This window comes from Stenotrophomonas maltophilia (genome assembly GCF_002799155.1).
Lineage (GTDB): Bacteria > Pseudomonadota > Gammaproteobacteria > Xanthomonadales > Xanthomonadaceae > Stenotrophomonas > Stenotrophomonas maltophilia_R.
In genome coordinates this window covers 2,693,508-2,716,734 of the sequence record NZ_NERD01000002.1, presented here as the reverse complement: position 1 = coordinate 2,716,734, position 23,227 = coordinate 2,693,508, and the positions used below count along the sequence as shown (strand labels likewise).

Annotated in this window: 23 protein-coding genes; 18 read left to right on the top strand and 5 right to left on the bottom strand. The window is 67.4% G+C overall.

Annotated elements, in window-relative coordinates; translation table 11 throughout:
- Positions 1 to 40: 40 nt before the first annotated feature.
- The 9 genes from rpoE to recO all read left to right on the top strand — a co-directional run bounded on the left by rpoE (position 41) and on the right by recO (position 8,711).
- The gene (rpoE, locus tag B9Y82_RS13260) at positions 41 to 661 is read left to right on the top strand and encodes an RNA polymerase sigma factor RpoE (RefSeq protein WP_014038091.1); all 621 of its coding nucleotides are present in this window, start codon (positions 41 to 43) and stop codon (positions 659 to 661) included.
- A complete protein-coding gene (locus tag B9Y82_RS13255) occupies positions 658 to 1,539 on the top strand; it encodes a sigma-E factor negative regulatory protein (RefSeq protein WP_100473571.1) in 882 nt (293 codons plus the stop codon). The genes rpoE and B9Y82_RS13255 overlap by 4 nt, the downstream gene beginning before the upstream one ends.
- A 74-nt stretch (positions 1,540 to 1,613) precedes the next feature.
- On the top strand, positions 1,614 to 3,149 hold the full coding sequence (locus B9Y82_RS13250) for a DegQ family serine endoprotease (RefSeq protein WP_100473570.1): 1,536 nt from the start codon (positions 1,614 to 1,616) through the stop codon (positions 3,147 to 3,149).
- 182 nt (positions 3,150 to 3,331) lie between these two features.
- Positions 3,332 to 5,125 (top strand): translation elongation factor 4, encoded by a 1,794-nt coding sequence (lepA, locus tag B9Y82_RS13245; protein ID WP_162292096.1) that lies wholly within the window; start codon positions 3,332 to 3,334, stop codon positions 5,123 to 5,125.
- 54 nt (positions 5,126 to 5,179) lie between these two features.
- Positions 5,180 to 5,974 carry a signal peptidase I gene (gene lepB, locus B9Y82_RS13240; RefSeq protein ID WP_100473568.1) on the top strand — a complete coding sequence of 265 codons (795 nt, stop codon included), beginning with the start codon at positions 5,180 to 5,182 and terminating at the stop codon, positions 5,972 to 5,974.
- Between the two features lie 52 nt (positions 5,975 to 6,026).
- Positions 6,027 to 6,410, top strand: coding sequence for a DUF4845 domain-containing protein (locus tag B9Y82_RS13235; RefSeq protein ID WP_014038086.1), 384 nt, complete (start codon positions 6,027 to 6,029; stop codon positions 6,408 to 6,410).
- Entirely contained in the window at positions 6,400 to 7,080 is a 681-nt protein-coding gene (gene rnc / locus B9Y82_RS13230) for a ribonuclease III (protein WP_100473567.1), read from the top strand. The genes B9Y82_RS13235 and rnc overlap by 11 nt, the downstream gene beginning before the upstream one ends.
- Positions 7,077 to 7,973 (top strand): GTPase Era, encoded by an 897-nt coding sequence (gene era / locus B9Y82_RS13225; protein WP_005410599.1) that lies wholly within the window; start codon positions 7,077 to 7,079, stop codon positions 7,971 to 7,973. The genes rnc and era overlap by 4 nt, the downstream gene beginning before the upstream one ends.
- An 18-nt stretch (positions 7,974 to 7,991) precedes the next feature.
- Positions 7,992 to 8,711, top strand: coding sequence for a DNA repair protein RecO (gene recO / locus B9Y82_RS13220; RefSeq protein WP_100473566.1), 720 nt, complete (start codon positions 7,992 to 7,994; stop codon positions 8,709 to 8,711).
- A gap of 513 nt (positions 8,712 to 9,224) precedes the next feature.
- On the opposite strand, the gene B9Y82_RS13215 is transcribed toward recO, so the two are convergent.
- Entirely contained in the window at positions 9,225 to 9,953 is a 729-nt protein-coding gene (locus B9Y82_RS13215) for a response regulator (RefSeq protein WP_014038083.1), read from the bottom strand.
- A gap of 127 nt (positions 9,954 to 10,080) precedes the next feature.
- Here B9Y82_RS13215 and rlmD point away from each other — a divergent pair, with 127 nt between their 5' ends.
- From rlmD to B9Y82_RS13170, 9 genes are all read left to right on the top strand, one after another.
- Positions 10,081 to 11,415, top strand: a complete 1,335-nt coding sequence (rlmD, locus tag B9Y82_RS13210) for a 23S rRNA (uracil(1939)-C(5))-methyltransferase RlmD (RefSeq protein ID WP_100473565.1) — start codon at positions 10,081 to 10,083, stop codon at positions 11,413 to 11,415.
- A gap of 34 nt (positions 11,416 to 11,449) precedes the next feature.
- A complete protein-coding gene (locus B9Y82_RS13205; RefSeq protein ID WP_100473564.1) occupies positions 11,450 to 11,935 on the top strand; it encodes a CYTH domain-containing protein in 486 nt (161 codons plus the stop codon).
- Positions 11,936 to 12,048: 113 nt separating this feature from the next.
- Positions 12,049 to 12,744 carry a DsbA family oxidoreductase gene (locus tag B9Y82_RS13200; RefSeq protein WP_100473563.1) on the top strand — a complete coding sequence of 232 codons (696 nt, stop codon included), beginning with the start codon at positions 12,049 to 12,051 and terminating at the stop codon, positions 12,742 to 12,744.
- A 162-nt stretch (positions 12,745 to 12,906) separates the two neighbouring features.
- Complete coding sequence (gene nagZ / locus B9Y82_RS13195) at positions 12,907 to 13,914, top strand: beta-N-acetylhexosaminidase (protein ID WP_100473562.1); 1,008 nt, start codon at positions 12,907 to 12,909, stop codon at positions 13,912 to 13,914.
- Positions 13,914 to 14,468 carry a hypoxanthine-guanine phosphoribosyltransferase gene (locus B9Y82_RS13190; protein WP_005410592.1) on the top strand — a complete coding sequence of 185 codons (555 nt, stop codon included), beginning with the start codon at positions 13,914 to 13,916 and terminating at the stop codon, positions 14,466 to 14,468. The genes nagZ and B9Y82_RS13190 overlap by 1 nt, the downstream gene beginning before the upstream one ends.
- Before the next feature lie 82 nt (positions 14,469 to 14,550).
- Positions 14,551 to 15,297: an S-methyl-5'-thioinosine phosphorylase gene (locus B9Y82_RS13185; protein ID WP_049430529.1), complete on the top strand. Its 747-nt coding sequence runs from the start codon at positions 14,551 to 14,553 to the stop codon at positions 15,295 to 15,297.
- Positions 15,298 to 15,385: 88 nt separating this feature from the next.
- Positions 15,386 to 15,592: a cold-shock protein gene (locus B9Y82_RS13180; protein WP_005410590.1), complete on the top strand. Its 207-nt coding sequence runs from the start codon at positions 15,386 to 15,388 to the stop codon at positions 15,590 to 15,592.
- A gap of 125 nt (positions 15,593 to 15,717) precedes the next feature.
- The gene (locus B9Y82_RS13175) at positions 15,718 to 16,986 is read left to right on the top strand and encodes an FAD-dependent oxidoreductase (RefSeq protein ID WP_100473561.1); all 1,269 of its coding nucleotides are present in this window, start codon (positions 15,718 to 15,720) and stop codon (positions 16,984 to 16,986) included.
- 180 nt (positions 16,987 to 17,166) lie between these two features.
- Positions 17,167 to 17,436, top strand: a complete 270-nt coding sequence (locus B9Y82_RS13170; RefSeq protein WP_100473560.1) for a hypothetical protein — start codon at positions 17,167 to 17,169, stop codon at positions 17,434 to 17,436.
- Position 17,437: 1 nt separating this feature from the next.
- Here the strand turns inward: B9Y82_RS13170 and pdeM are convergent, their stop codons facing one another.
- From pdeM to B9Y82_RS13150, 4 genes are read right to left on the bottom strand one after another with little or no spacing between them, the layout of a single operon-like run.
- Positions 17,438 to 18,079, bottom strand: a complete 642-nt coding sequence (pdeM, locus tag B9Y82_RS13165) for a ligase-associated DNA damage response endonuclease PdeM (RefSeq protein WP_100473559.1) — start codon at positions 18,077 to 18,079, stop codon at positions 17,438 to 17,440.
- Positions 18,069 to 20,528 carry a ligase-associated DNA damage response DEXH box helicase gene (locus B9Y82_RS13160; protein WP_100473558.1) on the bottom strand — a complete coding sequence of 820 codons (2,460 nt, stop codon included), beginning with the start codon at positions 20,526 to 20,528 and terminating at the stop codon, positions 18,069 to 18,071. Before B9Y82_RS13160 ends, pdeM begins: the two co-directional genes overlap by 11 nt.
- Positions 20,525 to 22,132: an ATP-dependent DNA ligase gene (locus B9Y82_RS13155; protein ID WP_100473557.1), complete on the bottom strand. Its 1,608-nt coding sequence runs from the start codon at positions 22,130 to 22,132 to the stop codon at positions 20,525 to 20,527. The genes B9Y82_RS13160 and B9Y82_RS13155 overlap by 4 nt, the downstream gene beginning before the upstream one ends.
- A complete protein-coding gene (locus B9Y82_RS13150; protein WP_100473556.1) occupies positions 22,129 to 23,127 on the bottom strand; it encodes a ligase-associated DNA damage response exonuclease in 999 nt (332 codons plus the stop codon). Before B9Y82_RS13150 ends, B9Y82_RS13155 begins: the two co-directional genes overlap by 4 nt.
- Positions 23,128 to 23,227: the final 100 nt, after the last annotated feature.

Genomic DNA, 23,227 nt, shown 5'->3' with positions numbered 1-23,227 from the left:
TTGCCCGACGTCGGTTGGGCTGACAGGAGTGCGGCCCCTCATGGCCGATGTTGATACACCTCAGGAGCTGGATCTGGAACTGGTCCGGCGCGTGCAGCACGGCGAGAGTGCCGCATTCGATGTCCTGGTGCGCAAGTACCAGCATCGGGTCGTGGCCCTGGTCGGTCGCTACATCGCCGACTGGAGCGAATGTCAGGACGTCGCCCAGGACACTTTCATCCGTGCCTACCGCGCGATCGGAAGTTTCCGTGGCGATGCCCAGTTCTCAACCTGGTTGCATCGAATCGCCGTGAATACCGCCAAAAACTACCTGGCTTCACACAATCGCCGTCCGCCGACCGACGACATCGACATCGGCGACGCCGAGCAGTTCGACAGCGGTACCCGCCTGCGGGACACCGATACGCCCGAGCGCGAATTGATGCGCCAGGAGCTGGAACAGACGGTCATGAAGGCCGTCAACGCGCTGCCGGAAGAACTCCGGTCGGCGATCACCCTGCGCGAGGTGGAAGGCCTGAGCTACGAGGATATCGCGCAGAAGATGGGGTGCCCGATCGGCACCGTGCGGTCACGGATTTTCCGGGCGCGCGAGGCGATCGACACCGAACTCCGGCCGCTGTTGGACATCGGCAGCGCCACCCGTGAGAAGAGCCGCGTATGACCAGTAATCCGTTCAACGAATCGCAGAACCATCAATCGCCCGCCGGGCAGCGCCTGGACCAGCGCCATCGCGAACAGCTGTCGGCCCTGGTCGATGGCGAGCTGGGCGCCGATGAAGCGCGCTTCCTGCTGCGCCGGATGGAGCACGATCCCGAACTGGCCGGCTGCCAGGAGCGTTGGCAGCTGCTGGGCGACGTGATGCGCGGGCAGGCCTCGGTGCTGGCACCGGCCGGTTTCAGCGCCGCCGTGGCCGCTGCTGTTGCCGCCGAGCCCGCGCCGCAGCCCGAGCCCCGTCGCCAGGTACGCCGCAGTGGCTGGCGGGCCTGGGGGGGCGGTGCCGCACTGGCCGCCTCGGTGGCGGCCGTGGCGCTGTTCATGGGCGGCGAGAAGCTGCAGGAGGCCACACCGGGCGAGCCGCTGGCCCCCCAGGTGATTGCCAGCGAGGCCCAGCTGGCGCCGGCACCGAGCCGCCCGGTGACGGTCACCGAAGCATCGGTGGATACCGCGGCAGTGGCCGTTGCGGCTGCGCCGGCCGTGGCGATGGCTGCCGCCAGCCGCCGCCAGGACGCCCGCCGCGCCAGTGCCACCCGCAGCCAGCAGGCTGCGCGTGCCGCCCAGCGTGACGATGTGCCGCTGCGCGCCGTGGCTTCCGCGCAGGCACCGTTGACTCCGACCGTGCCCGCCAGCGCCAACCGCAACCTGCCGTTCGGTGAGGTCGGTGGGTTGCAGGCCCGGCCGTGGCCGCGCTCCAGCCTGGCGCCCGCCGCCGGTGGCGCGCTCAATGCCAGCTTCCCGGCTCACGCCGGTGGTGCCGCGTTCTACCCATTCGAGCCGCGCCTGCAGGACGACCTGCCGGTGCCGCCGCGCCCGCGCGACTGAGCCGGGCGCCTTCACGCCCCGCCGTCGGCGGGGCCCGTATTCCTTTTTCCATCCGACCCGGAGGTTGCCGTCCGATGACTCCCCGACTCCGCACGCAGGCCATTGGCCTGCTGGCCCTGACCCTTCCCCTGATGGCCTGTGCCCAGGCGCCGGCGCCTGCCGCCCAGCCCCAGCCAGCGCCGGCCGCAGCGCCGCGGGTACCCGCACAGCCGCTGGTCAGCGGCCTGCCCGACTTCACCAACCTGGTCGAACAGGTCGGCCCGGGCGTGGTCAACGTCGACACCACCATCGTCCGCAACAACCGCCAGGCCTCGCGGGGCCCGATGGGCGGTGACGATGACATGCCGGAGTTCTTCCGCCGCTTCTTCGGACCGGATTTCCCGATGCCGGGGCAGGGCCCTGGCGGCCCGGACGGTGGCCCCAGCATCAAGGGCCGCGGCATGGGCTCGGGCTTCATCATTTCCCCCGATGGCTATGTGCTGACCAACTACCACGTGGTGGCCGACGCCAGTGAGGTGAAGGTCAAGCTGGGCGACAGCCGCGAGTTCACCGCCAAGGTGGTGGGCAGCGACCAGCAGTACGACGTGGCCCTGCTGAAGATCGACGGCAAGAACCTGCCGACCGTGCGCGTGGGTGATTCCAACACCCTGAAGCCGGGCCAGTGGGTTGTCGCGATCGGCTCGCCATTTGGCCTCGACCACTCGGTCACCGCTGGCATCGTCAGCGCGCTGGGCCGCAGTACCGGTGGCGCCGATCAGCGCTACGTGCCGTTCATCCAGACCGACGTGGCAATCAACCAGGGCAATTCCGGTGGCCCGTTGCTCAATACCCGCGGTGAAGTGGTCGGCATCAATTCGCAGATCTTCTCCGCCTCCGGCGGCTACATGGGCATCAGCTTCGCGATCCCGATCGATCTTGCGATGAGCGCGGTCGAGCAGATCAAGAAGAGCGGCAAGGTCACCCGAGGCCAGCTCGGCGCGGTGGTCGAGCCGATCGATTCGCTGAAGGCACAGGGCCTGGGCCTGCCGGACAGCCGCGGCGCCCTGGTCAACCAGATCGTGGCCGGCAGTGCGGCCGCCAAGGCCGGTGTGCAGGTGGGCGATGTCATCCGCTCGGTCAACGGCAGCCCGGTCAACAGCTGGTCCGACCTGCCGCCGCTGATCGGAGCGATGGCGCCGGGCAGCAAGGTGAACCTGGTGGTGTACCGCGACGGCAAGCCGCATGACCTCAATGCCACGCTGACCGCGCTGAGCGAAGACGGGCAGGCCAGTGCCCGCGGGCCGGCGACCGGCAATGCCGACGCGGCTCCGCAGACCGGCGCCAATGCCCTGCTGGGGCTGGACGTCAGCGACCTGAACGCGGCCCAGCGCAAGCAGTTCGGGCTCAACGGCAACGAAGGCGTGCGCATTACCGGGGTCAAGGGCCAGGCAGCGCGGGATGCCGGCCTGTCGCCGGGCATGGTGATCCTGCAGGTCGGCCGCGTCGCGGTCGGCAGCGTGGATGCCTTGAACCGGGCGCTGTCCAGCTTCAAGAAGGGCGACGTGGTGATGCTGCTGGTCCGCACGGCCAATGGCAACAGCGCCTTCGTGGCGGTCAAGGCCGGGCAGTAAGGCCTGCCGGGACCGCTCCGGCGGCCCCCTGCGTTTCTCCCCGAAGCCCCGCCCCGTCGGGGCTTCGGTCGTTCCGGGCCGGTGTCCGGCAGCCGGTTTTCGCGGCCGGGCGCTGGGCGTGCGATAATCGACCGTTACCCTGACGACGCCGCGCGCCGCCGCCACCTATGTCTTCTGATTCGATGCGGAACATCCGCAACTTCTCCATCATCGCCCATGTCGACCACGGCAAGTCCACGCTGGCCGACCGCATCATCCAGCTCTGCGGTGGCCTGCAGGCCCGCGAGATGGAAGCGCAGGTGCTCGATTCCAATCCGATCGAGCGCGAGCGTGGCATCACGATCAAGGCGCAGTCGGTGTCGCTGCCGTACCTGGCCAAGGACGGGCAGACCTACCACCTGAACTTCATCGACACGCCCGGCCACGTCGACTTCTCCTATGAAGTCAGCCGTTCGCTGGCCGCCTGCGAAGGTGCGCTGCTGGTGGTCGATGCCGCCCAGGGCGTGGAAGCGCAGTCGGTGGCCAACTGTTACACCGCCGTGGAGCAGGGCCTGGAAGTGGTGCCGGTGATCAACAAGATCGACCTGCCCACCGCCGACATCGAGCGTGCCAAGGCCGAGATCGAGGCCGTGATCGGCATCGACGCCTCCGACGCCGTGCCGGTCAGCGCCAAGACCGGCCTGAACGTGCAGGACGTGCTGGAAGCGATCGTGCACCGCATCCCGCCGCCGACGCCGCGCGATACCGAGAAGCTGCAGGCGCTGATCATCGATTCCTGGTTCGACAACTACCTGGGCGTGGTCTCGCTGGTGCGCGTGATGCAGGGCGAGATCAAGGCCGGCGACAAGCTGCAGGTGATGTCGACCGGCCGCAATCACCAGGTCGACAACGTCGGCGTGTTCACCCCGAAGCGCAAGGTGCTGCCGGCGTTGAAGGCCGGTGAAGTGGGTTGGGTGACCGCCAGCATCAAGGACGTGCACGGCGCCCCGGTCGGCGACACCCTGACCCTGGCTGGCGACCCGGCGCCGAAGCCGCTGCCGGGCTTCCAGGAAATGCAGCCGCGCGTGTTCGCCGGCCTGTTCCCGGTCGATGCCGAGGACTACCCGGACCTGCGCGAAGCGCTGGACAAGCTGCGCCTGAACGATGCCGCGCTGCGTTTCGAGCCGGAGAGCTCCGAGGCGATGGGCTTCGGCTTCCGCTGCGGCTTCCTCGGCATGCTGCACATGGAAATCGTGCAGGAACGCCTGGAGCGCGAATACAACCTTGACCTGATCAGCACCGCGCCGACGGTGGTGTATGAGGTCCTGAAGACCGATGGCTCGATCATCAACATGGACAACCCGGCCAAGCTGCCGCCGGTGAACCAGGTCGAAGAGATCCGTGAGCCGATCATCCGTGCCAACGTGCTCACCCCCGAGGAGTACATCGGCAACATCATCAAGCTGTGCGAGGAAAAGCGCGGCAGCCAGATCGGCATCAACTACCTGGGCAGCCAGGTGCAGATCAGTTATGAGCTGCCGATGGCCGAGGTGGTCCTGGACTTCTTCGACAAGCTGAAGTCGGTCAGCCGTGGCTATGCCTCGCTGGACTATCACTTCGTGCGCTTCGACGCGGGCCCGTTCGTGCGCGTGGACGTGCTGATCAACGGCGACAAGGTCGATGCGCTGTCGCTGATCGTGCACCGCAGCCATGCCGATCGCCGCGGCCGCGAGCTGTGCGAGAAGATGAAGGACCTGATCCCGCGCCAGATGTTCGACGTGGCCATCCAGGCCGCGGTCGGCTCGCAGATCATCGCCCGTACCACGGTCAAGGCGATGCGCAAGAACGTGCTGGCCAAGTGCTATGGTGGCGACGTTTCGCGCAAGAAGAAGCTTCTGGAAAAGCAGAAGGAAGGCAAGAAGCGCATGAAGCAGGTCGGCCGCGTGGAGATTCCGCAGGAAGCGTTCCTGGCCGTGCTGCAGATGGACAACAAGTAAGCCCGCACCGGCCCTGCTGGGCCGGTCGTCTGGTGACGTTGCAAAGGACCCTGAATGAAACTGTTTGAGATCCTCCTGGTCGTGCTGACCCTGGCCTCGGGCCTGATCCTGCTCGCGGACAAGCTGTATCTCGCCAAGCGTCGCGCCCAGCGCGCGGGCCTGCTCGATTCCGAGCCGGTGCTGGTGGATTACTCGCGCGCGTTCTTCCCGGTGCTGGCGATCGTGCTGGTCGTGCGCAGTTTCATCGCCGAGCCGTACAAGATCCCGTCCAGCTCGATGATGCCGAACCTGCTGATCGGCGATTTCATCCTGGTCAACAAGTTCTCCTACGGCCTGCGCCTGCCGATCAGCAACACCAAGATCGTGCCGTTCGGCGAGCCGTCGCGCGGCGACGTGGTGGTGTTCCACTTCCCCGGCCACAGCGACAACGACCCGGCCAAGGGCGAGAACTTCATCAAGCGCGTGATCGGCGTGCCAGGTGACACCGTGGTCTTCGAAGGCGACGGCGTGATCCTCAACGGCGAGCCGCTGAAGTACGACAACAAGGGCATCTATGCCGGCCACAAGGGCCAGGGCGAGGGCGCCAACCTGCTGGTCGAGCACCTTCCCGGTCGTACCCACACCGTGCTGGAGACCGACTATCCGCGCGGCCAGGGCCAGTGGACCGTGCCGGCCGGCAGGTACCTGGTGATGGGCGACAACCGTGACAACAGCGACGATGGCCGTTTCTGGGGGCTGCTGCCGGAAGAAAACCTGCGAGGCAAGGCCTTCCTGATCTGGCTGAACTGCCAGGGCTGGTTCTGCAAGGATGGCTTCGAGCCGTCGCGGATCGGCTCGAGCATCAACTGATCAGGCATCAACCGAGTATTTTCACATCCAACGCGTATCTGGGGAGAACGCAATGAAGACGATGAACACGCAGCGTGGCATGACCCTGACCTCGTTCCTGGCGGTCCTGATCGTGGTCGGTTTCTTCCTTTACATCGGCATGAAGCTGTTCCCGATGTACCAGGAGTATTACGCGGTGCGCTCGGCGATGAAGAGCCTGGCCAAGGAGCCCGGGGTGGGCAGCATGGAGCCGGCCCGGATCCAGGATCTGTTCTTCAAGCGCCTGTACATCAACTACTCGGAAAACGTGAAGCCGGCCAACGTGAAGTTCGACCGTCGCGACAATGGCTGGACCCTCAAGGTCAACTACGAAGTGCGCCGTCCGCTGGTCGGCAACCTGGATGTGGTTGGCAAATTCGATTCATCCCAGGACCTGACCCGAAGCGGTGCCGAATAAACCTTTCCAACGTGGTGACCTGATCGGTCATCCCTTCCACGACCCGGCGCTGCTGAAGCAGGCGCTGACCCATCGCAGTGCCGGTGCGCCACACAACGAGCGCCTGGAATTCCTGGGCGACAGCATCGTCAACATGATGGCGGCCGAGGCGTTGTACCGACGCTGGCCCAAGGCTGACGAAGGCGCGATGACTCGTGCCCGCGCCGAGCTGGTGCGTGAGGGCGCGCTGGCGGTGATTGGACGTACCCTGGAACTGGGTGAGCGGCTGATCCTGGGCCCGGGCGAAATGAAGTCCGGCGGACATCGTCGTGATTCGATCCTGGCCGACGCGGTGGAAGCCGTGGTGGCCGCGATCTACCTGGATGCCGGCTTCGAGGCCTGCCGGGCGGTGGTACTGCCCTGGTTCAGCGCTTCGATCGAGGCACTGCCGGCCTCCGGCCGGCCCGAGAAGGACCCCAAGACCCGCCTGCAGGAGTGGCTGCAGGCCCGCCAGAAGGCGTTGCCGCAGTACGAACTGGTGTCAGAATCCGGTGACGACCACGCCAAACATTTCCGGGTACGCTGCATCGTAGCTGACCCGGCCGCCAGCACCGAGGGCGAAGGCCCCTCGCGGCGGCTTGCCGAACAACAGGCGGCTGCGGCCGTCCTAGAACAACTGGATTCCAAGTGAGCGAACAAACTCCCCATCATTGCGGCAGCGTGGCCGTCATCGGCCGCCCGAACGTGGGCAAGTCGACCCTGACCAATGCCCTGGTCGGTGCCAAGGTCAGCATCGTCTCCAATCGTCCGCAGACCACGCGTCATCGCCTGCTGGGCATCGCCACCTATCCGGAAGGCCAGCTGGTGCTGGTCGACACCCCCGGCCTGCACAAAGTGCAGAAGCGGGCAATGAACCGGGTAATGAACCGCGCCGCGCGTGGCTCGCTGGAAGGCGTTGATGCTGGCCTGCTGGTGATCGAAGCCGGCCGCTGGGATGAAGAAGACAGCCTGGCCTTCAACGTGCTGCGCGACGCCGGTATCCCGGTCGTTCTGGTGGTCAACAAGATCGATCGCCTGAAGGAAAAGGGCGCGCTGCTGCCGTTCCTTCAGCAGGTGACCGAAGGTCGCGACTTCGCCGCCGTGCATCCGATCTCCGCGCAGAAGCGCAACGGCCTGGAAGCACTGGTGCGCGACGTGCTGAAGCTTTTGCCGGAAGCCCCGCCGATGTTCGGCGAGGACGAGATCACCGACCGCAGCCAGCGTTTCCTGGCCGGTGAACTGGTGCGCGAGCAGTTGATGCGACAGCTCGGCGAGGAACTGCCGTACGCCACCACCGTCGAGATCGAGCGCTTCACCGAGGACGGCAACCTGCTGCGCATCGGCGCGGTGATCTGGGTCGAGCGCGAGGGCCAGAAGGCCATCGTGATCGGCAAGGGCGGCGCTCGCCTGAAGGAGATCGGCGCCAAGTCCCGCCTGCAGATGGAGCGTCTGTTCGGGGCCAAGGTGTTCCTGGAAACCTGGGTGCGCGTGCGTGAAGGCTGGTCCGACGACGAGGCCGCGCTGAAGGCCTTCGGCTACGAATAAGCCGCGACGGTCGCTTCGATGATGATCGAGGACGACACCGGCTTCGTGCTGCACGCACGGGCCTACCGCGAGACCAGCCTGCTGGTCGAAGTGTTGAGCGCGCAGCATGGCCGCATTGGCCTGCTGGCGCGTGGCGTGTCCACTGCCAAGGGCCAGGTGCTGCGTGCCGCCCTGCAGCCGTTGCAGTGGATCCGCTTCAGTGCCCAGCAGCGGGGTGAACTGGCCCAGCTGCGTGGTGCCGAGGCGCTGGATGCCGCGCCGCGCCTGGTCGGCCAGGCGATGCTGGCCGGCTTCTACCTGAGTGAACTGACCCTGCGCCTGGCCCCGCGCCAGGACCCGTTGCCGGAACTGTACTTGGCCTACGGCGAGGCGCGCGCACGGCTGGCGGTGGGCGCCGGTCTGGCCTGGACCCTGCGCCGTTTCGAACGCGAGCTGCTGTCTTCGCTGGGCCTGGGTTTCGAGCTGGACAGTGCCAGCGATGGCCAGCCGATCGACCCGGCGGCGCGCTACGAACTGGATCCGCAGGAGGGCGCGCAGCGCCTGCTGAGCGAGCGCGGCGGGGAACGCCGGGCAGCGGCCACTGGCTCGGCGCTGCTGGCGTTGGCGGCAGATGAAGAGCCGGATGCCGCCGACCTGGCCAGCCTGCGCCTGCCGATGCGGCGGGTGCTGGCCCATCACCTGGGGCCGCGCGGCCTTAAATCATGGGAAATGCTCGAGCAGCTCGCGCCCAGGCGTTGAGGGGGGCGGCAGGGCTTGCAGCCCTGCACCTGCCGAGGCCAAAGCAACAGCAACAGCGTGCATACCGTGGGTAGGCGGGGTGGGTCCGGTTGAGGGGGGCGCTGCAAGTACGTCCATGTAAGCTCGGTCGCCGCATCCATGCGGCTCACGCCCCCGCAACCGGACCCACCCCGCCTTCGACAGTTTTCCGCGATCTGTCGGAATGGCATGGGGTCGGATCCGTTTTCCTCCGGAAAACGGATCCGACCCCAGTTTGAATTTCGATATCTGACAGAGATTCATCCACGGATGGCGTGGATCTACCCGATCGCGGAAATCTGTCAGAGGTGGGGCGGTGTCGGAGTGCGGGGTGTCAGCCGCATGGATGCGGCTGCCAAGCCTACAAGGACGTACTTGCGGCGTCCCCGCACTCCGACACCGCCCCACCAGCCCACGGAATTCCAGTTTTTGCTCTTGCCGTTGCCTTGGCTTGAAGCCTCTGCAGGTGCAGGGCGCAGCCCTGCCGAACACCCCTCAATGCAGCAGGGCAGCCACCGCATCGCGGAACCCCGCCTGGGCCTGTCCGGACTCGGGCGCATGATGTAGCTGGCGCACCGCCCGGCCCAACCGTGCCGCTCCCACGAAGCCACAGCTGGCCTGCAGCCGGTGCAGCTGGCTGCGCAGCTGGCGCTCGTCGTGCTGGTCCACCGCCTGCTCCACTGCATCACGCACGCCCGGCAACTCGGCCAGGAACAGCTCGCGCAGGGCGATCAGGTGGTTGCGCTGGCCATTGAGCGCGGCCAGGGCTGCGGTCTCGTCCCAGTCCTGTACGGCCAGCTCGACTGCGGCCGGGGCCTGTGCAACGAAGATTCCCGCCGGGCTGTTGACCAGCGCACGGCGCACCGCCTTCAGCAGCTGGTCGCGGCCCAGTGGCTTGACCAGGGTGTCGCTGAAACCGGCTTCGCGCAGGCGGGCGTGGATGGAGGTATCGCCGTCGGCGGTATGTGCCAGCGCCGGCGTGTCGGGGTGTGAACGGCGCAGCTCGCGCAGCAGCTGCGCGCCATTGCCGTCTGGCAGGTTGACGTCGATCAGCCACAGATCATGCGCGCCGGGTTCGGCACTGGCCAGGGCACTGGCCAGCGAATCTGCGGTATCCACATCCGCCGGTAACGTTTCCAACGCCGCCTTGAAAAAACCGCGGCTGATGATGTCGTCCTCGACAAGCAGGAAGCGGGGCCGTGCGGCCCGCGGGGTCATCTGCATCAGGGCTGCCTCCATGTCAGCTGTCCCAATCATCAAGCACGGCGGCCACGGGCGCAAGCGGGTCCCGGCCCCGTCGGTCAGGATCTGCGACAATACGCCCCCATTTTTGCCCGCAGCCTGTTGCCACGTGGCCCGATCCCGTTCCCGCACCGACCGTACCCCATTCCAGACCGAGATCCTCGACCTCAGCCATGATGGTCGCGGTGTCGCCCGCCGTGAAGGCGAGGGCGGCAAGGTCACCTTCGTCAGTGGCGCGCTGCCCGGCGAGGTGGTGATGGCTGAACAGACCGCCCGCAGCCGCCATTTCGACGAGGCGCGCACCGTGGAGGTGCTGCAGGCCTCGCCGCAGCGGGTGACCCCCAAGTGCCCTCATTTCGGTACCTGCGCCGGTTGCGTGCTGCAGCACCTGGACGAGGACCAGCAGATCGTCGCCAAGCAGCGCGTGCTGATGGACAACCTGGAGCGGATCGGTCATGTGAAGCCGGGCACCGTGCTGGCGCCACTGGTCGGAGAAAGCTGGGGTTACCGCCGCAAGGGCCGCTTCTCGGTGCGCCGGGTCGAGAAGAAGGACAAGACACTGGTCGGCTTCCGTGAACAGGATCCGCGCTTCGTCGCCGACCTCAGCCAGTGCCTGACCGTGATCCCCGAGATCGGCACCAAGGTCGAGGCGCTGTCCACTTTCATCGAGTCACTCGATGGCAAGCGTGACATCCCGCAGATCGAGTTCATCGCCGGTGACCAGGCCGTGGTCCTGACCGTGCGCCATCTGCAGCCGCTCAGCGATGCCGACCGCGTGGCCTGGGCCGCCTTCGGCCAGCAGCATGGCTTCGTGATCTACCTGCAGTCCGGCGGCGTGGACACGGTGCAACCGCTGGACGGGCAGGGCGTGCCGCTGTCGTTCCGGTTGGCGCCGTGGGATGTCGAGCTGGCGTTCCGTCCGCTGGACTTCATCCAGGTCAATGCCAAGCTCAACGAGAAGATGATCGCCCACGCCCTGGACCTGCTGGAACCGGGGGACGACGAGCGCGTGCTGGACCTGTTCTGTGGCCTGGGCAACTTCACCCTGCCGCTGGCGCGCCGCGTGCGCGAGGTGGTCGGCGTGGAAGGCGATGCCGGCCTGGTCGCGCGTGCGCGTGAGAACGCCGAGCGCAATGGCCTGGCCAACGCGCAGTTCTTCAGCGCCGACCTGACCCAGGACCAGCGCAGCACCCCGTGGATGCGCCAGGGCTTCGACAAGCTGCTGCTGGACCCGCCGCGCTCGGGCGCGATCGAAGTGCTGCAGCAGCTGCCGCTGAAGCAGTTCAAGCGCATCGTTTACGTCAGCTGCCACCCGGGCTCGCTGGCCCGCGATGCCGGCTATCTGGTCAATGAGCAGGGCTTCACCCTGGTCAGTGCCGGCGCCATGGACATGTTCCCGCACACCGCGCATGTGGAAAGCATCGCGGTGTTCGAGAAGCGCTGACAGGTTGTCATCACCCATCGCGCATAATGGCGCGATGGGCATCGAAATCGAACGCAAATTCCTCGTCAGCAGTGATGGCTGGCGCACCGCCGCGCATCGGGTGATCCCGATGGCGCAGGGCTACATCAACGACATGGGCGCGCTCGACCGCGGCACCCAGAACGCCTCGGTGCGCGTGCGCATCGAAGGCGACCATGCGGCCCTGAACCTGAAGTCGCGCACCATCGGCCATACCCGCCAGGAGTTCGACTACCCGATCCCGGTGGACGATGCGCGCGCGCTGCTGGCGTTGTGCGTGGGGGGGCTGATCGACAAGCGTCGCCATCTGGTTGAACACGCCGGCCTGACCTGGGAAGTGGACGAATTCCTCGGCGACAACGCCGGCCTGGTCGTGGCCGAAGTCGAGCTGGACAGCGCCGACCAGGCCATTGACCTGCCGGACTGGGTGGGCGCCGAAGTCACCGACGACGCGCGCTACTACAACGTCGCGCTGGCTAGCCGCCCCTATTCACAATGGTGAAACCCCAGAAAGGGGACGGAGGGGATTAAGTCGCCTTTACCCCACTTGTGCGGGAAACGACTTAATCCCCTCCGTCCCCTTTTTTCGAGGGAGGCGGGCCCCATGTCGGGGGGATGAGAATCGACATCTACTCCGACGTGGTCTGCCCCTGGTGCTGGATCGGCAAGCACCGCTTCCAGCAGGGCGTGCAGTTGCTGGGCGCCAATGCGCCTGAACTCGATATCCACTGGCAGCCGTTCCAGCTGGATCCGGACGCGGACGACACCCCGGTGCCGCTGCGCGAGGCCTACGTGCGCAAGTTCGGTGGCGTCGAGCGTACCGAGCAGATCCTCGGCCAGACCCAGACCACCGCACGGGCCGAGGGCCTGCCGATGGATTTCAGCCAGGGCCAGGTGCGGGTGACCACGCTGCCGGCGCACCGGGTGCTGTGGCTGGCCGGACAGCACGGCGTGCAGGATGCGGTCGGGGAGGCGCTGTTCCGCGCCCACTTCGAGCTTGGCCAGAACCTGGCGGACCCTTCGGTGCTGATCAAGGCCGGTGTGGCAGGCGGCCTCGACGCGGGTGAAATCGCGCAGATGCTGGCCTCCGACCGAGGCTTGGCCGAAGTTGAAGCAAAGCTGGAGGAGGCCCGCGCGTTGGGCATTTCCTCGGTGCCGACCTTCGTCATCGACGGCCGCTGGGCCATTTCCGGAGCACAGCCCCCAGAGGCATTCGCCAACGCCCTGCGCCAGATCGCGGCCGAACAGGGCACCCCGAGCACCCTGGCGGGCGGCGACGAGGCCTGCGGCCCGGACGGCTGCAAGGTCTGATCAGATCGCGGTCAGAGCCCCTGCGGGGATCCGACCCCGGGGTCAGACCCCCGCAGGGGCTCTGACCCCACGCTTCCCTTTTGCCTTGACCACTGCGCCTGTCGGCCGGTTCTGCGACAATGCGGCACTGCGCCATGCGGGCGCGTGTTGTGGAGATCGACCATGCTGCTGATCGGCGTTGCCGGCACCGAACTGACCGCCCAGGAACGCGACTGGCTGCAGCACGATGCCGTGGCCGGGGTGGTGCTGTTCAAGCGCAACTTTGCGTCGCGCCAGCAGGTGACCGATCTGAGCGCGGCGATCCGCGCCGCTGCCCCGCGCCCGCAGCTGATCTGCGTGGACCAGGAAGGCGGCCGCGTGCAGCGCTTCCGCGAGGGCTACAGCGCGCTGCCGCCGCTGCAGGAGATCGGCGCGCTGTACGCGACCGATCCGCAGCGGGCGCTGGCCCTGGCCGAGCAGCACGCCTGGCTGATGGCCAGCGAGGTGCGCGCCAGCGGCCTCGACCTGAGTTTCGCGCCGGTGGTCGATCTCGGCCGTGGCAACCGCGCCATCGGCAACCGCGCCTTCAGTGAAGACCCGCAGGTGGTGGCCGCGTTCACCGCCGCCTACGTGCGTGGCATGCATGCGGTCGGCATGGCCGCCACGCTCAAGCATTTCCCCGGCCACGGCACCGTGCTGGAAGACACCCACGTCGATACCGCGATCGATCCGCGCGCGCTGGAGGAACTGCGCACGCAGGACCTGGTCCCGTTCCAGGCCGGCATCGCCGCCGGTGCCGACGCGGTGATGATGGCGCACGTGATCTACCCGCAGGTGGCGCCTGAGCCGGCCGGCTATTCCCCGCGCTGGATCCAGGACATCCTGCGCGGCGAACTCGGCTTCCGCGGCGTGGTGTTCTCCGATGACATCGGCATGGCCGCCTCGCACAGTGCCGGCGGCGTGCCGGCGCGCGTGCATGCACACCTGGATGCCGGCTGCGACGTCGTGCTGGTCTGCCACCCGGAACTGGTCGATGAAGCCCTGCACGCCGTGCAGGGACGCTCCCTCAATACTGCTGCGCTGCTGGGCCTGCTCGGCCGCGGCGCGCTTGGCTGGGACGGCCTGCAGGCCGATGCCCGCCATGGCGATACCCAATCCCGTCTGCTTGAAACCCTTGGAAGAACCGTCTGATGCCCAACCTCACCATTTCCCAGGCCCTGGCGCAGGCTGACCTGCTGGTCGACCGCCCTACCATCGACAAGGCCATCGCTGGTATCGCCGACGCCATCGCGCGCGATTACAAGGGCGAGGTGCCGCTGTTCCTGTCCATCATGCACGGTGCGCTGCCGTTCGCCGGCCAGCTGGCGCTGGAACTGGGCGCGCGCGGCCAGGACGTGCAGTTCGATTACCTGCACGCCACCCGTTACCGCGGTGAAACCACCGGCGGCGACCTGGTCTGGAAGCACAAGCCGGCCACTTCGCTGTTCGGCCGCCGCGTGCTGCTGGTGGACGACATCCTTGACGAGGGCTACACCCTGCAGGGCGTGCGTACCTGGTGCCTGGAACAGGGCGCGACCGACGTGCGCATCGCCGCGATGACCGTGAAGAAGCACGACCGCGCACTGCCGGACGTGACCGCAGACTACGCCGGCATCGAGCTGCCGGACCGCTACGTGTTCGGCTTTGGCATGGACGTCAACGAAACCCTGCGCTGCGTGCCGGCCATCTACGCGATGAAGGAATAACGGCGTAGCTGCCCACAGCGCGTCTTCTTCCATCGCCGGCATCCTCGGGTGCCGGCGTTCGTCTTTTCATGGAGTGCTTCGAATGCAACAGATCGCCCTGGCCGTGATTGGCGGTACCGGTGTCTACAACCTGGCCAAGCTTGACGACGTGCAGACCCACGAGGTCGATACCCGTTTCGGCCGCCCGTCCGGCCCGGTGCGCGTGGGCACGCTGCTCGGCCATCGTGTGGCGTTCCTGGCGCGGCATGGCGAGGGGCATTCGCTGCCGCCGCACAAGATCAACTACCGCGCCAACCTGGCCGCGCTGCAACAGCTGGGCGCGCAGCGCGTGCTGGCGTTGAACACGGTCGGTGGCATCACCGAACACTTTGGTCCGCGCGTGCTGGCCTGCCCGGACCAGATCATCGACTATACCTGGGGCCGCATCAGCACGATCTGTGAAGAAGAAGGCACCGACGTGGTCCACGTCGATTTCGGCCATCCGTACACGCCGATGCTGCGCAGCAAGATTCTGGCGGCAGCCAAAGTGACCGGTGTCACGGTCCATGACGGTGGCTGCTATGGCGCAACGCAGGGCCCGCGCCTGGAAACCATCGCCGAAATCGCCCGCATGCGCCGCGACGGTTGCGATCTGGTGGGCATGACCGGCATGCCGGAAGCCGCACTCGCGCGGGAGCTGGGGCTGGATTACGCCTGCCTGGCGATCATCGCCAACTGGGCCGCCGGTTGTGGTGATGGCGAGGAGATTACGATGGCTGAAGTGCTGGCCAATGTGCAGGCGGCCAGCAACGGACTTCCGGAACTGGTGGGCGAATTGGCGCGGGGGTGATTGTCTTCCCCGAGCAAGCTTTGCATACTCAGCTTGTGCGCGGGTTCAGCGTACACCACCCATTCATTGCATAAGGTCTCGCATCACCATGCCGAACGGTACCGTCAAGTGGTTCAACGACGCCAAGGGATTTGGCTTCATCTCGCCGGAGGATGGCAGCGCCGACGTGTTCGCGCACTTCTCCGCCATCAACTCCAAGGGCTTCCGCAGCCTGCAGGAAGGCCAGCGTGTCACCTATGACGTGACCCAGGGCCCGAAGGGTGCCCAGGCTTCGAACATCACGCCGGCCGAGTGATCCACTCGACAGTGCGTTGAAAACCCCGCTTCGGCGGGGTTTTTTTTGCGTCACGGCAAGGATTGTGCTGCCGGGGGCAGGAGTGCAGATGGTCATCCGGAATTGCGCTCGGGCACAATGCGGCCATGAAGGAACGACTGCGTATCGCCGTGATCGGCTACGGCACCGCCGGACAGGCAGTGTCCATCCTGCTCTCCCGTGATGGCCACGAGGTGGAGATCTTCGAACGCGTGCCCACGCCGGGGCCCGTTGGCGCCGGCTTCCTGCTGCAACCCAGCGGCCTGCAGGTGCTGTGGCAGATGGGCCTGCTTGATGCCGTGCGCGCGCATGCCGCGCCGGTGCACCGCCTGTATGGCGATACCCCGTGCGAACGCGCGGTGATGGACATGCGCTATGACGGCCTGGATGCGCGGCTGCATGGCCTCGGCATGCAGCGTGGGGCGCTGTTCTCGCTGCTGGACGCGGCGCGTGCGGGTGCGGGCCAGCTGCATGCCGGCGTCACCATTGCCGCAGTAGATGCCGCGCAGGGCCGCCTGCGCGACAGTGACGGGCGCATGCATGGCCCGTTTGATCTGGTGGTGGCCGCCGATGGTGCCGCCTCGACACTGCGCAGCACGATCGAAGGCGGTACCGGGCTGGACCGGGTGTATCCCTGGGGGGCGCTGTGGTGCCTGCTGCCGGCCGAGGACTGGCCGCACCTGCAGGAGCTGCGCCAGCGCTACGTGGCCGCGCGCAAGATGATCGGGCTGCTGCCGGTCGGTACGCGGCCCGGTGATGACACGCCGCGCCTCAGTTTCTTCTGGAGCCTGCCACGCGCGGATTTCGAACGTTGGCAAGCCGATGGCATGGCGCCTTGGCTGGACGAGCTGCACGCGCTGTGGCCACAGGCCAGTGCGCGTTTCGCGCATCTGCATGATGCCGGCCAGCTGGCGCGCGCGGTCTACCGTGACGCTGTGATGACGCGCTGGCATCACGGCCGCATGGTGCTGGCCGGCGATGCCGCACATGCGATGAGCCCGCAGCTGGGGCAGGGCGTGAACATGGCGCTGCTCGATGCGCTGGCACTGCGTGATGCCGTGCGCGCGCATGGTGGCGGTGCCGCTGCATTGCAGGCCTACCAGGCGCAGCGCAGGGCGCACGTTGCGGTCTACCAGCGCTGGAGCCGTTGGCTGACGCCGCTGTTCCAGTCCGATCGTGACGCCTGGGCGAAGGCGCGCGACGTATTGCTCGGCCCGATGGGACGCCTGCCCGGAGGACGTGGCCACATGCTGCGCGTGCTCAGTGGTACCCAGCATGGCTGGTTCGGTTCGCTTGCGCTGGATCCGGCATTCATCGACGCGCTGGCCAGCGCCGCCGAACCACCTCGCGCGCACGTGGCCGCGGCAACGGCGTGAAGCACGCCGTCACGTGAATTAACGGTTGCCTCACCGTGGATATGCGAGAAGTAGATTGCACGCGATTGCGCGTCGCCCGTTTTCATTTCCGTGATCAACATCGCGCGTGGCCCGGGCGGCGCTGCCGTTGCGGCCTGTTGCGGCCCGGACGTGCCGCCTGTTGTTGAAGAGGAGGACGCCATGTTGTTCGCGGTCGAGGAGCTGGAATCGGAAATCTGCAAGCTGCGCGGACTGTTGCAGATGCTGCACGAGGACCAGCCCGACGTACTGGAGGACGTGTTTGAATTCCATGTGGGCAGCCTGATCAGTCATGCATCGCCGGAGCACCACGCACGCATCCGTGCCTGCGCGCAGGAGATGCTGGCGGCAACCCAGGCCCTGCCGCGGCGACGCGAAGATGACACGCCCGAGTTCCAGTTGATGCCGCAGCTGGGCATTGGTCCGGCCTGATTCAAACCACTGGCAGTTCCACCAGGCCGTTTTCCACGCAGGCGACCATCTGTTCGCCGAGAGCGGGAACAGGCACGATTCCGGCGGTGAACGCGGAAAAGGCCGGAAGGACCGTCATCCTCTCGCGCAGCCAGAATGCGGGGAAGCGCCGTCGCAACGGCGCCAAGGCGACCTGCGGATGCAGATGCCCGGCGATCACATGCAGCTCCGCATCGGGCGTCGGCTCATGGCGAAGCAGGAACGGCTGCAGCCGTACTTCGTCGTGGACCTGTACCTGCAGCTGGGCATGTGGCAGCTGGTGATCATGATTCCCGCGCAGGACGTGCACGTCCAGTGCGGTATTGCGTTCGCGCCATCCCAGCCATTGCTGGTGCCACGCGGCGCGATGCGCCGGCCCATGCAGGATGTCGCCCAGGATCCACAGCTCGCGGCAGGCATGCCGGTCCAGCAGTTCCTGCAGGCGTTGCAGGTCTTCGCCAGTGCCGCCACTGGGCAGCGCGATGCCGGCGCGGCGGAACACATCGGCCTTGCCCAGGTGCAGGTCGGCGATCAACAGCGCCTGCCGCGCGGGCCAGTACAGCGCACGCGCGCCAAGCAGACTCAGCGATTCGCCCGCGCGCAGCAGCGGAAGCTCATCGGCCATGGCGGCGCTCCAGCTGCTGGGCCGCGCGTTGCACGCGGGTACGCCAGTCCTCGTTGCTGAACTGCCCACGCAGGCGTTCGGCCCACAACGGGAAGCCCAGTGGTGTAAGTGACGACGGACGCTGCATCGAGAGGATCTGCGTGCCGATCCTTGCCAGTACCTGCTGTAACTCGGGCAGGTCGAGGCTGTCGTGCAGCACCTCGTGCTCGGCCAGCGCCAGCAGCAGGTGGTCAGGATCGTGCTCGCGCAGCACGTCGAAGAGCAGGCCCGCCGAGGCCTGCAGCTGGCGCAGTGATCGCGGCATGCCGCCGGGCAGGCTGGGTACCAGCAGGCCAGCTACCCGTGCGATGCCACGGAACTGGCGGCGCGCCAGCTCGCCCAGGTTCACCGCGGCACGCAGATCGTCGAGCAGCTGATCGGGGCTGAACAGCGCACGCCATTGCGTCGCGTCCAGATCGATTGCCTGTGCCGGTGCCAGCACCAGGCCATGGTCATTGACGGCATAGCCGATGCTGTTGCGCTGCTGACGGGTGCAGCGCAGCGCCAGCAGGGCGGCCAGCGCCTCATGCACGTGGCGGCCGGCAAAGGGATAGACGAACAGGAACTGGCCTTCGCGGCGTCGCACCTCTTCCACCAGAAGGTGGCCAGGGCCGGGAAGCGACGACAACTGCTGCTGCAGTGCCAGCAGGGGTGACAGCCAGCGTGATTCGGCACTGTCGTCGGCCCCGGACAGGACCCACTCCAGCTCGCGGCCGAGCGGCATCGACAGCGGCAGCTGGCCGCCCTGCCAGCGTGGCACGACACCGTCACCGCGCCCTCGTGCCAACCGCACGAAGGCGGTCATGTCGCGCAGCTGCACCAGCTCCAGCAGGCGTCCGGCGAACTGGAAGCGATCGCCTCGGCGCAGGCGGCTGGCGAACTGTTCTTCCACGGCGCCCAGGCTACCGCCGCGCAGGAACTGCACGCGCACGCTGCCATCGCTGCTGATGGTGCCGATCGACAGCCGATGGCGCAGCGCCTGGCGACGGTCGTGCATGCGGTACTGCCCATCGGCATCACGCACGACCTTGTGGAAATCGGGGTACTGGGCCAGCGCCTGGCCGCCCTGCACGATGAACGTGAGCACGGCCTGCCATTGATCGTCGCCGACAGACGCGAAAGCATGGGTACGCCGTACCTGCGCCAGCAGCGCGGCGCTGTCGAAGCCGCCAGCCAGAGCGCGGCTGACCGCATGCTGGGCCAGCACATCCAGCGAAAGCGTCGGTGGCCTGCGTGCTTCGACCACGCCTTCGGCCAATGCACGGCGCACCGCGGCGTACTCGGCCAGCTCCAGCGCATGGCTGGGGACGCACAGGATCGAGCCGCTGGCACCCGGACGGTGGCGTGCGCGTCCGGCGCGTTGGCGCAGGCGCGCCACGCCCTTCGGGCTGCCCAGCTGCAGTACCTGTTCAACCTCGGGGAAGTCCACGCCGAGGTCGAGGCTGGAGGTGGCAACGACGCAGCGCAGCATGCCCGCGCGCAGCCCGTCTTCCACCTCCTGGCGCAGCGCCGGATCCAGCGAGCCGTGGTGCAGCGCCAACGTGGCCGGGTCTTCCGGCCAGACCGCCGCCAGCGCCTGGTGCCACAGTTCTGCCTGCGCACGGGTGTTGGTGAACAGCAGGCTGCTGCGCGCCTGCATCAGTGCCTCCAGTACGCGTGGCAGCTGCGCCAGGCCGAGATGCCCGGCCCACGGGAAACGTTCGCCGGGGTCCGGCAGCAGGCTGCGCACGCTGATTGCGCGCGGGCGCACGCCCTGCACGATCGGTGCATCCGGCTGCCCGGGCAGCAGCACGTCGCGCGCTTCCTGCAGGTTTCCCAGCGTGGCCGATAGGCCCCATAGCTGCAATGCAGGCGCGGCCTCGCGCAACACCGCCAGGTTCAACTGCAGCAGCACACCACGCTTGCTGCCCAGCAGCTCGTGCCATTCGTCCACCACCACGCAGCGCAGCTGGCGCATGCGCTGCAGCGTATCCGGATAGCTCAGCAGCAGCGCCAGCGATTCCGGCGTTGTGACCAGTACGTCGATGCGGCCCTCGCGCGCCTGTCGTCGTTCGCGGTTGCTGGCGTCGCCACTGCGCAGGCCGACGCGCCATCCAAGCCCCACCCCATCAACCACGGCCTGCAGTGCGCGCGCGGTGTCGCTGGCCAACGCGCGCAGGGGCGTCACCCACAGCACCTGCAGTGGGCGCACCGCGCTTGCGCGCCGGGGCGGGGGCGGTGGGGCGATCATGGCCTGCAGCAGCGGTCCCCCGAACATCGCCAGTGTCTTGCCGCTGCCAGTGGGCGTGTGCAGCAACCCGGATCCGCCGGCGAGATAGTGCCGCCACATCGCGCGCTGGAACGGCAGCGAGCGCCAGCCTTTCGACGCGAACCAGTCTTCCAGCTGGCGCAGGGCCTGGCTGCGGTTCATCGCGCCAGCGCCTGCAGGGCGGCCAGCTGATCGGCCTCGCTGGCCGGCTTGTCGTGGCGCCAGCGCAGGATGCGCGGAAAGCGCACGGCGATACCGGACTTGTGCCGGCTGCTGCGGTTGACTGCCTCGAAGCCCAGCTCGAACACCTGTTCGGCGCGCACGCTGCGCACCGGTCCGAAGCGCTCGCGGGTGTTGGCGCGGATCCAGCGGTCGAGCGCGAGGATTTCCTTGTCATCCAGGCCCGAATAGGCCTTGGCCACCGGTACCAGCGCGTCGCCGTCCCAGACGCCGAACGTGTAGTCGGTATACAGCGTGCTGCGCCGCCCATGGCCAGCCTGCGCATACAAGAGCACCGCATCGATGGTGAGCGGATCGACCTTCCATTTCCACCAGTCGCCGCGGCGTCGCCCGGCCTGGTAGGGCGAGCCACGTCGTTTCAGCATCAGCCCTTCCACGCCGCGTTCGCGCGCTATTTCCCGCATCGCTGCAGCCTGCGGCCAGTCTTCGGCAGCAACGTCGGGTGACAGCCGGATCCGTGCATCACCCAGGGCACCGACGATCTCGGCAAGCCGTGCACGCCGTTCCTGCAACGGATGCTCACGCAGGTCCGCGCCATCGAGTTCCAGCAGGTCATAGGCGAGCACGCGCACCGGCGTGTTGCGCAGGGTGGCCGCACCGGGTTTGCGGCGCTGGATGCGGGTCTGCAGTGCGGTGAATGCACGCGGCAGGTCGGTGGCGTCGTCCCAGGCCAGCAGCTCGCCGTCCAGTACGCAGCCATCGGGAAGCGCCATCGCCGCCTGTTCGATTTCGGGGAAGCGGCCATCCAGCCGCTCTTCGCCGCGTGACCACAATGCGACCTCGCCACGCCGGCGCAGCAGCTGCAGGCGGATGCCATCCCACTTCCATTCCAGCAGCCAATCTTCGATAGGGCCAAGGCGCTCGGCAGGATCGCTTTCCAATGGCGAGGCGAGGAAGAACGGGTAGGGTTGCTGCCGGTCCAGTGGCAGCTCATCCGGCGACAGCAGCTGGCCCAGCAGCCCGGGCGAGGGCACCCATTCGCCCAGCATGCGCTGGGCGATGCGTGCGATGTCCAGGCCGGACCACTCCGCCAGTGCCTGCTGCACCAGGCGCTGAGAGACGCCGACGCGCAAGGCGCCGGTCAGCAGCTTGTTGAACACCAGGCGTTCGCCGCTGCAAAGCTGCCGCCAGCCGGTGACGACCGCCGTACGGCGCACCGCTTCGGGCTGGTTGGCCACCGCCAGCAGGTGCTGTTCGATCCATTCGGCCAACGGGCGGTCGGGCGAAGGCTGTGGTGGATCATCCAGCAGCAGGGTCAGTGTCTCTGCGAGGTCACCGACCTGCGCATAGCTGTCTTCCACCAGCCACGGTGGCAGCCCCGATTCGTCGGCGATCCAGGTGCGCAGTTCGCCACTGGCGGCGATCTTCCGGCGTGCGCCACCGACCTTGCCACCGCTGAGCAGGTACAGCGCCCACGCCGCATCATGCGCGCCTGCCTGGCGGAAGTAATCGACCAGCGCTGCGCGCTTGTCCAGGGTGGCGGTGCTGCGGTCCAAGCGCTGGTAGAGCGCAGCGAAAGCCTTCATTCCTCGCTCCCGAAATCGGTGCGGAAGGCTTCGGCCGCCACGCCGCGCTCGCGCAGGAAGGGAATCAATGCATCGGTATTGCCATGGGTGGCGATCACCCGCTGCGCGCCGGTCTGTTCGATGGTCTGCAGCAGTGCGGGCCAATCGGCGTGATCGGAAATGACGAAGCCACGATCGACGTTGCGGCGACGCCGGTTGCCGCGCAGCTGCATCCAGCCCGAGGCGAAGCCCAACTGGTGGCGGCCGAAGCGGCGCATCCACGGTGTGCCGGCAGCCGAGGGCGGGGCGAGGATCAACTGGCCGGCGGCATCCGGCTGGCGACCCTGCTCGGCCACCGCAAGCGTCTCCAGCATTGGCACGTTGGCCTGCCGGTACACCGCCACACCATTGGCGATGGCACCGTGCAGCCAGGCCGGGCGATCGTCCAGCGGCAGCAGTTCGGCCAGCACCCGTTGCGCCTTGCCCAGTGCATAGCACAGCAGGATCGCAGCTTCGCCGCGCTGCTCGCATTCGCGGCGCCACGCCACGATCTCCGCAGCGACGGTGCGCGTGTCCGGCCAACGGTAGATCGGCAGGGCGAAGGTGGCCTCGGTGATGAAGGTATCGCAGGGCACCACTTCGAATGGCGCACAGGTTGGATCAGGCTGGCGCTTGTAGTCGCCGGACGCTACCCAGACCTGCTGCCCGTCGTCGATGCGCACCTGCGAAGACCCCAGTACATGGCCGGCCGGGTGCAGCGATACCTGCACCTGGCCCAGGCGGAACGGCACGCCCTCGGCATGCGCCTGCACCGGCACATCGCCCAGGCGCCAGCGCAGGATCGGCAGGCTGCCGTCGCTGCAGTGGTATTCGCCCATTCCGGGGCGTGCGTGATCGCCGTGGCCATGGGTGATGACCGCGCGCGCTACCGGTCGCCAGGGATCGATGTGGAAATCACCGGCGGCGCAGTACAGCCCTTCGGGGCGCAGGACCACCAGATCGTCGTTGACTGCCATGTGATCACTGTGGCCGGCCGCTCGTGCACAGGGTGAGAATCGGCCTGAACACGGGCTTGGCAGGCGATGCGGCACAATCGAACCGCACACCTCTTGCCGC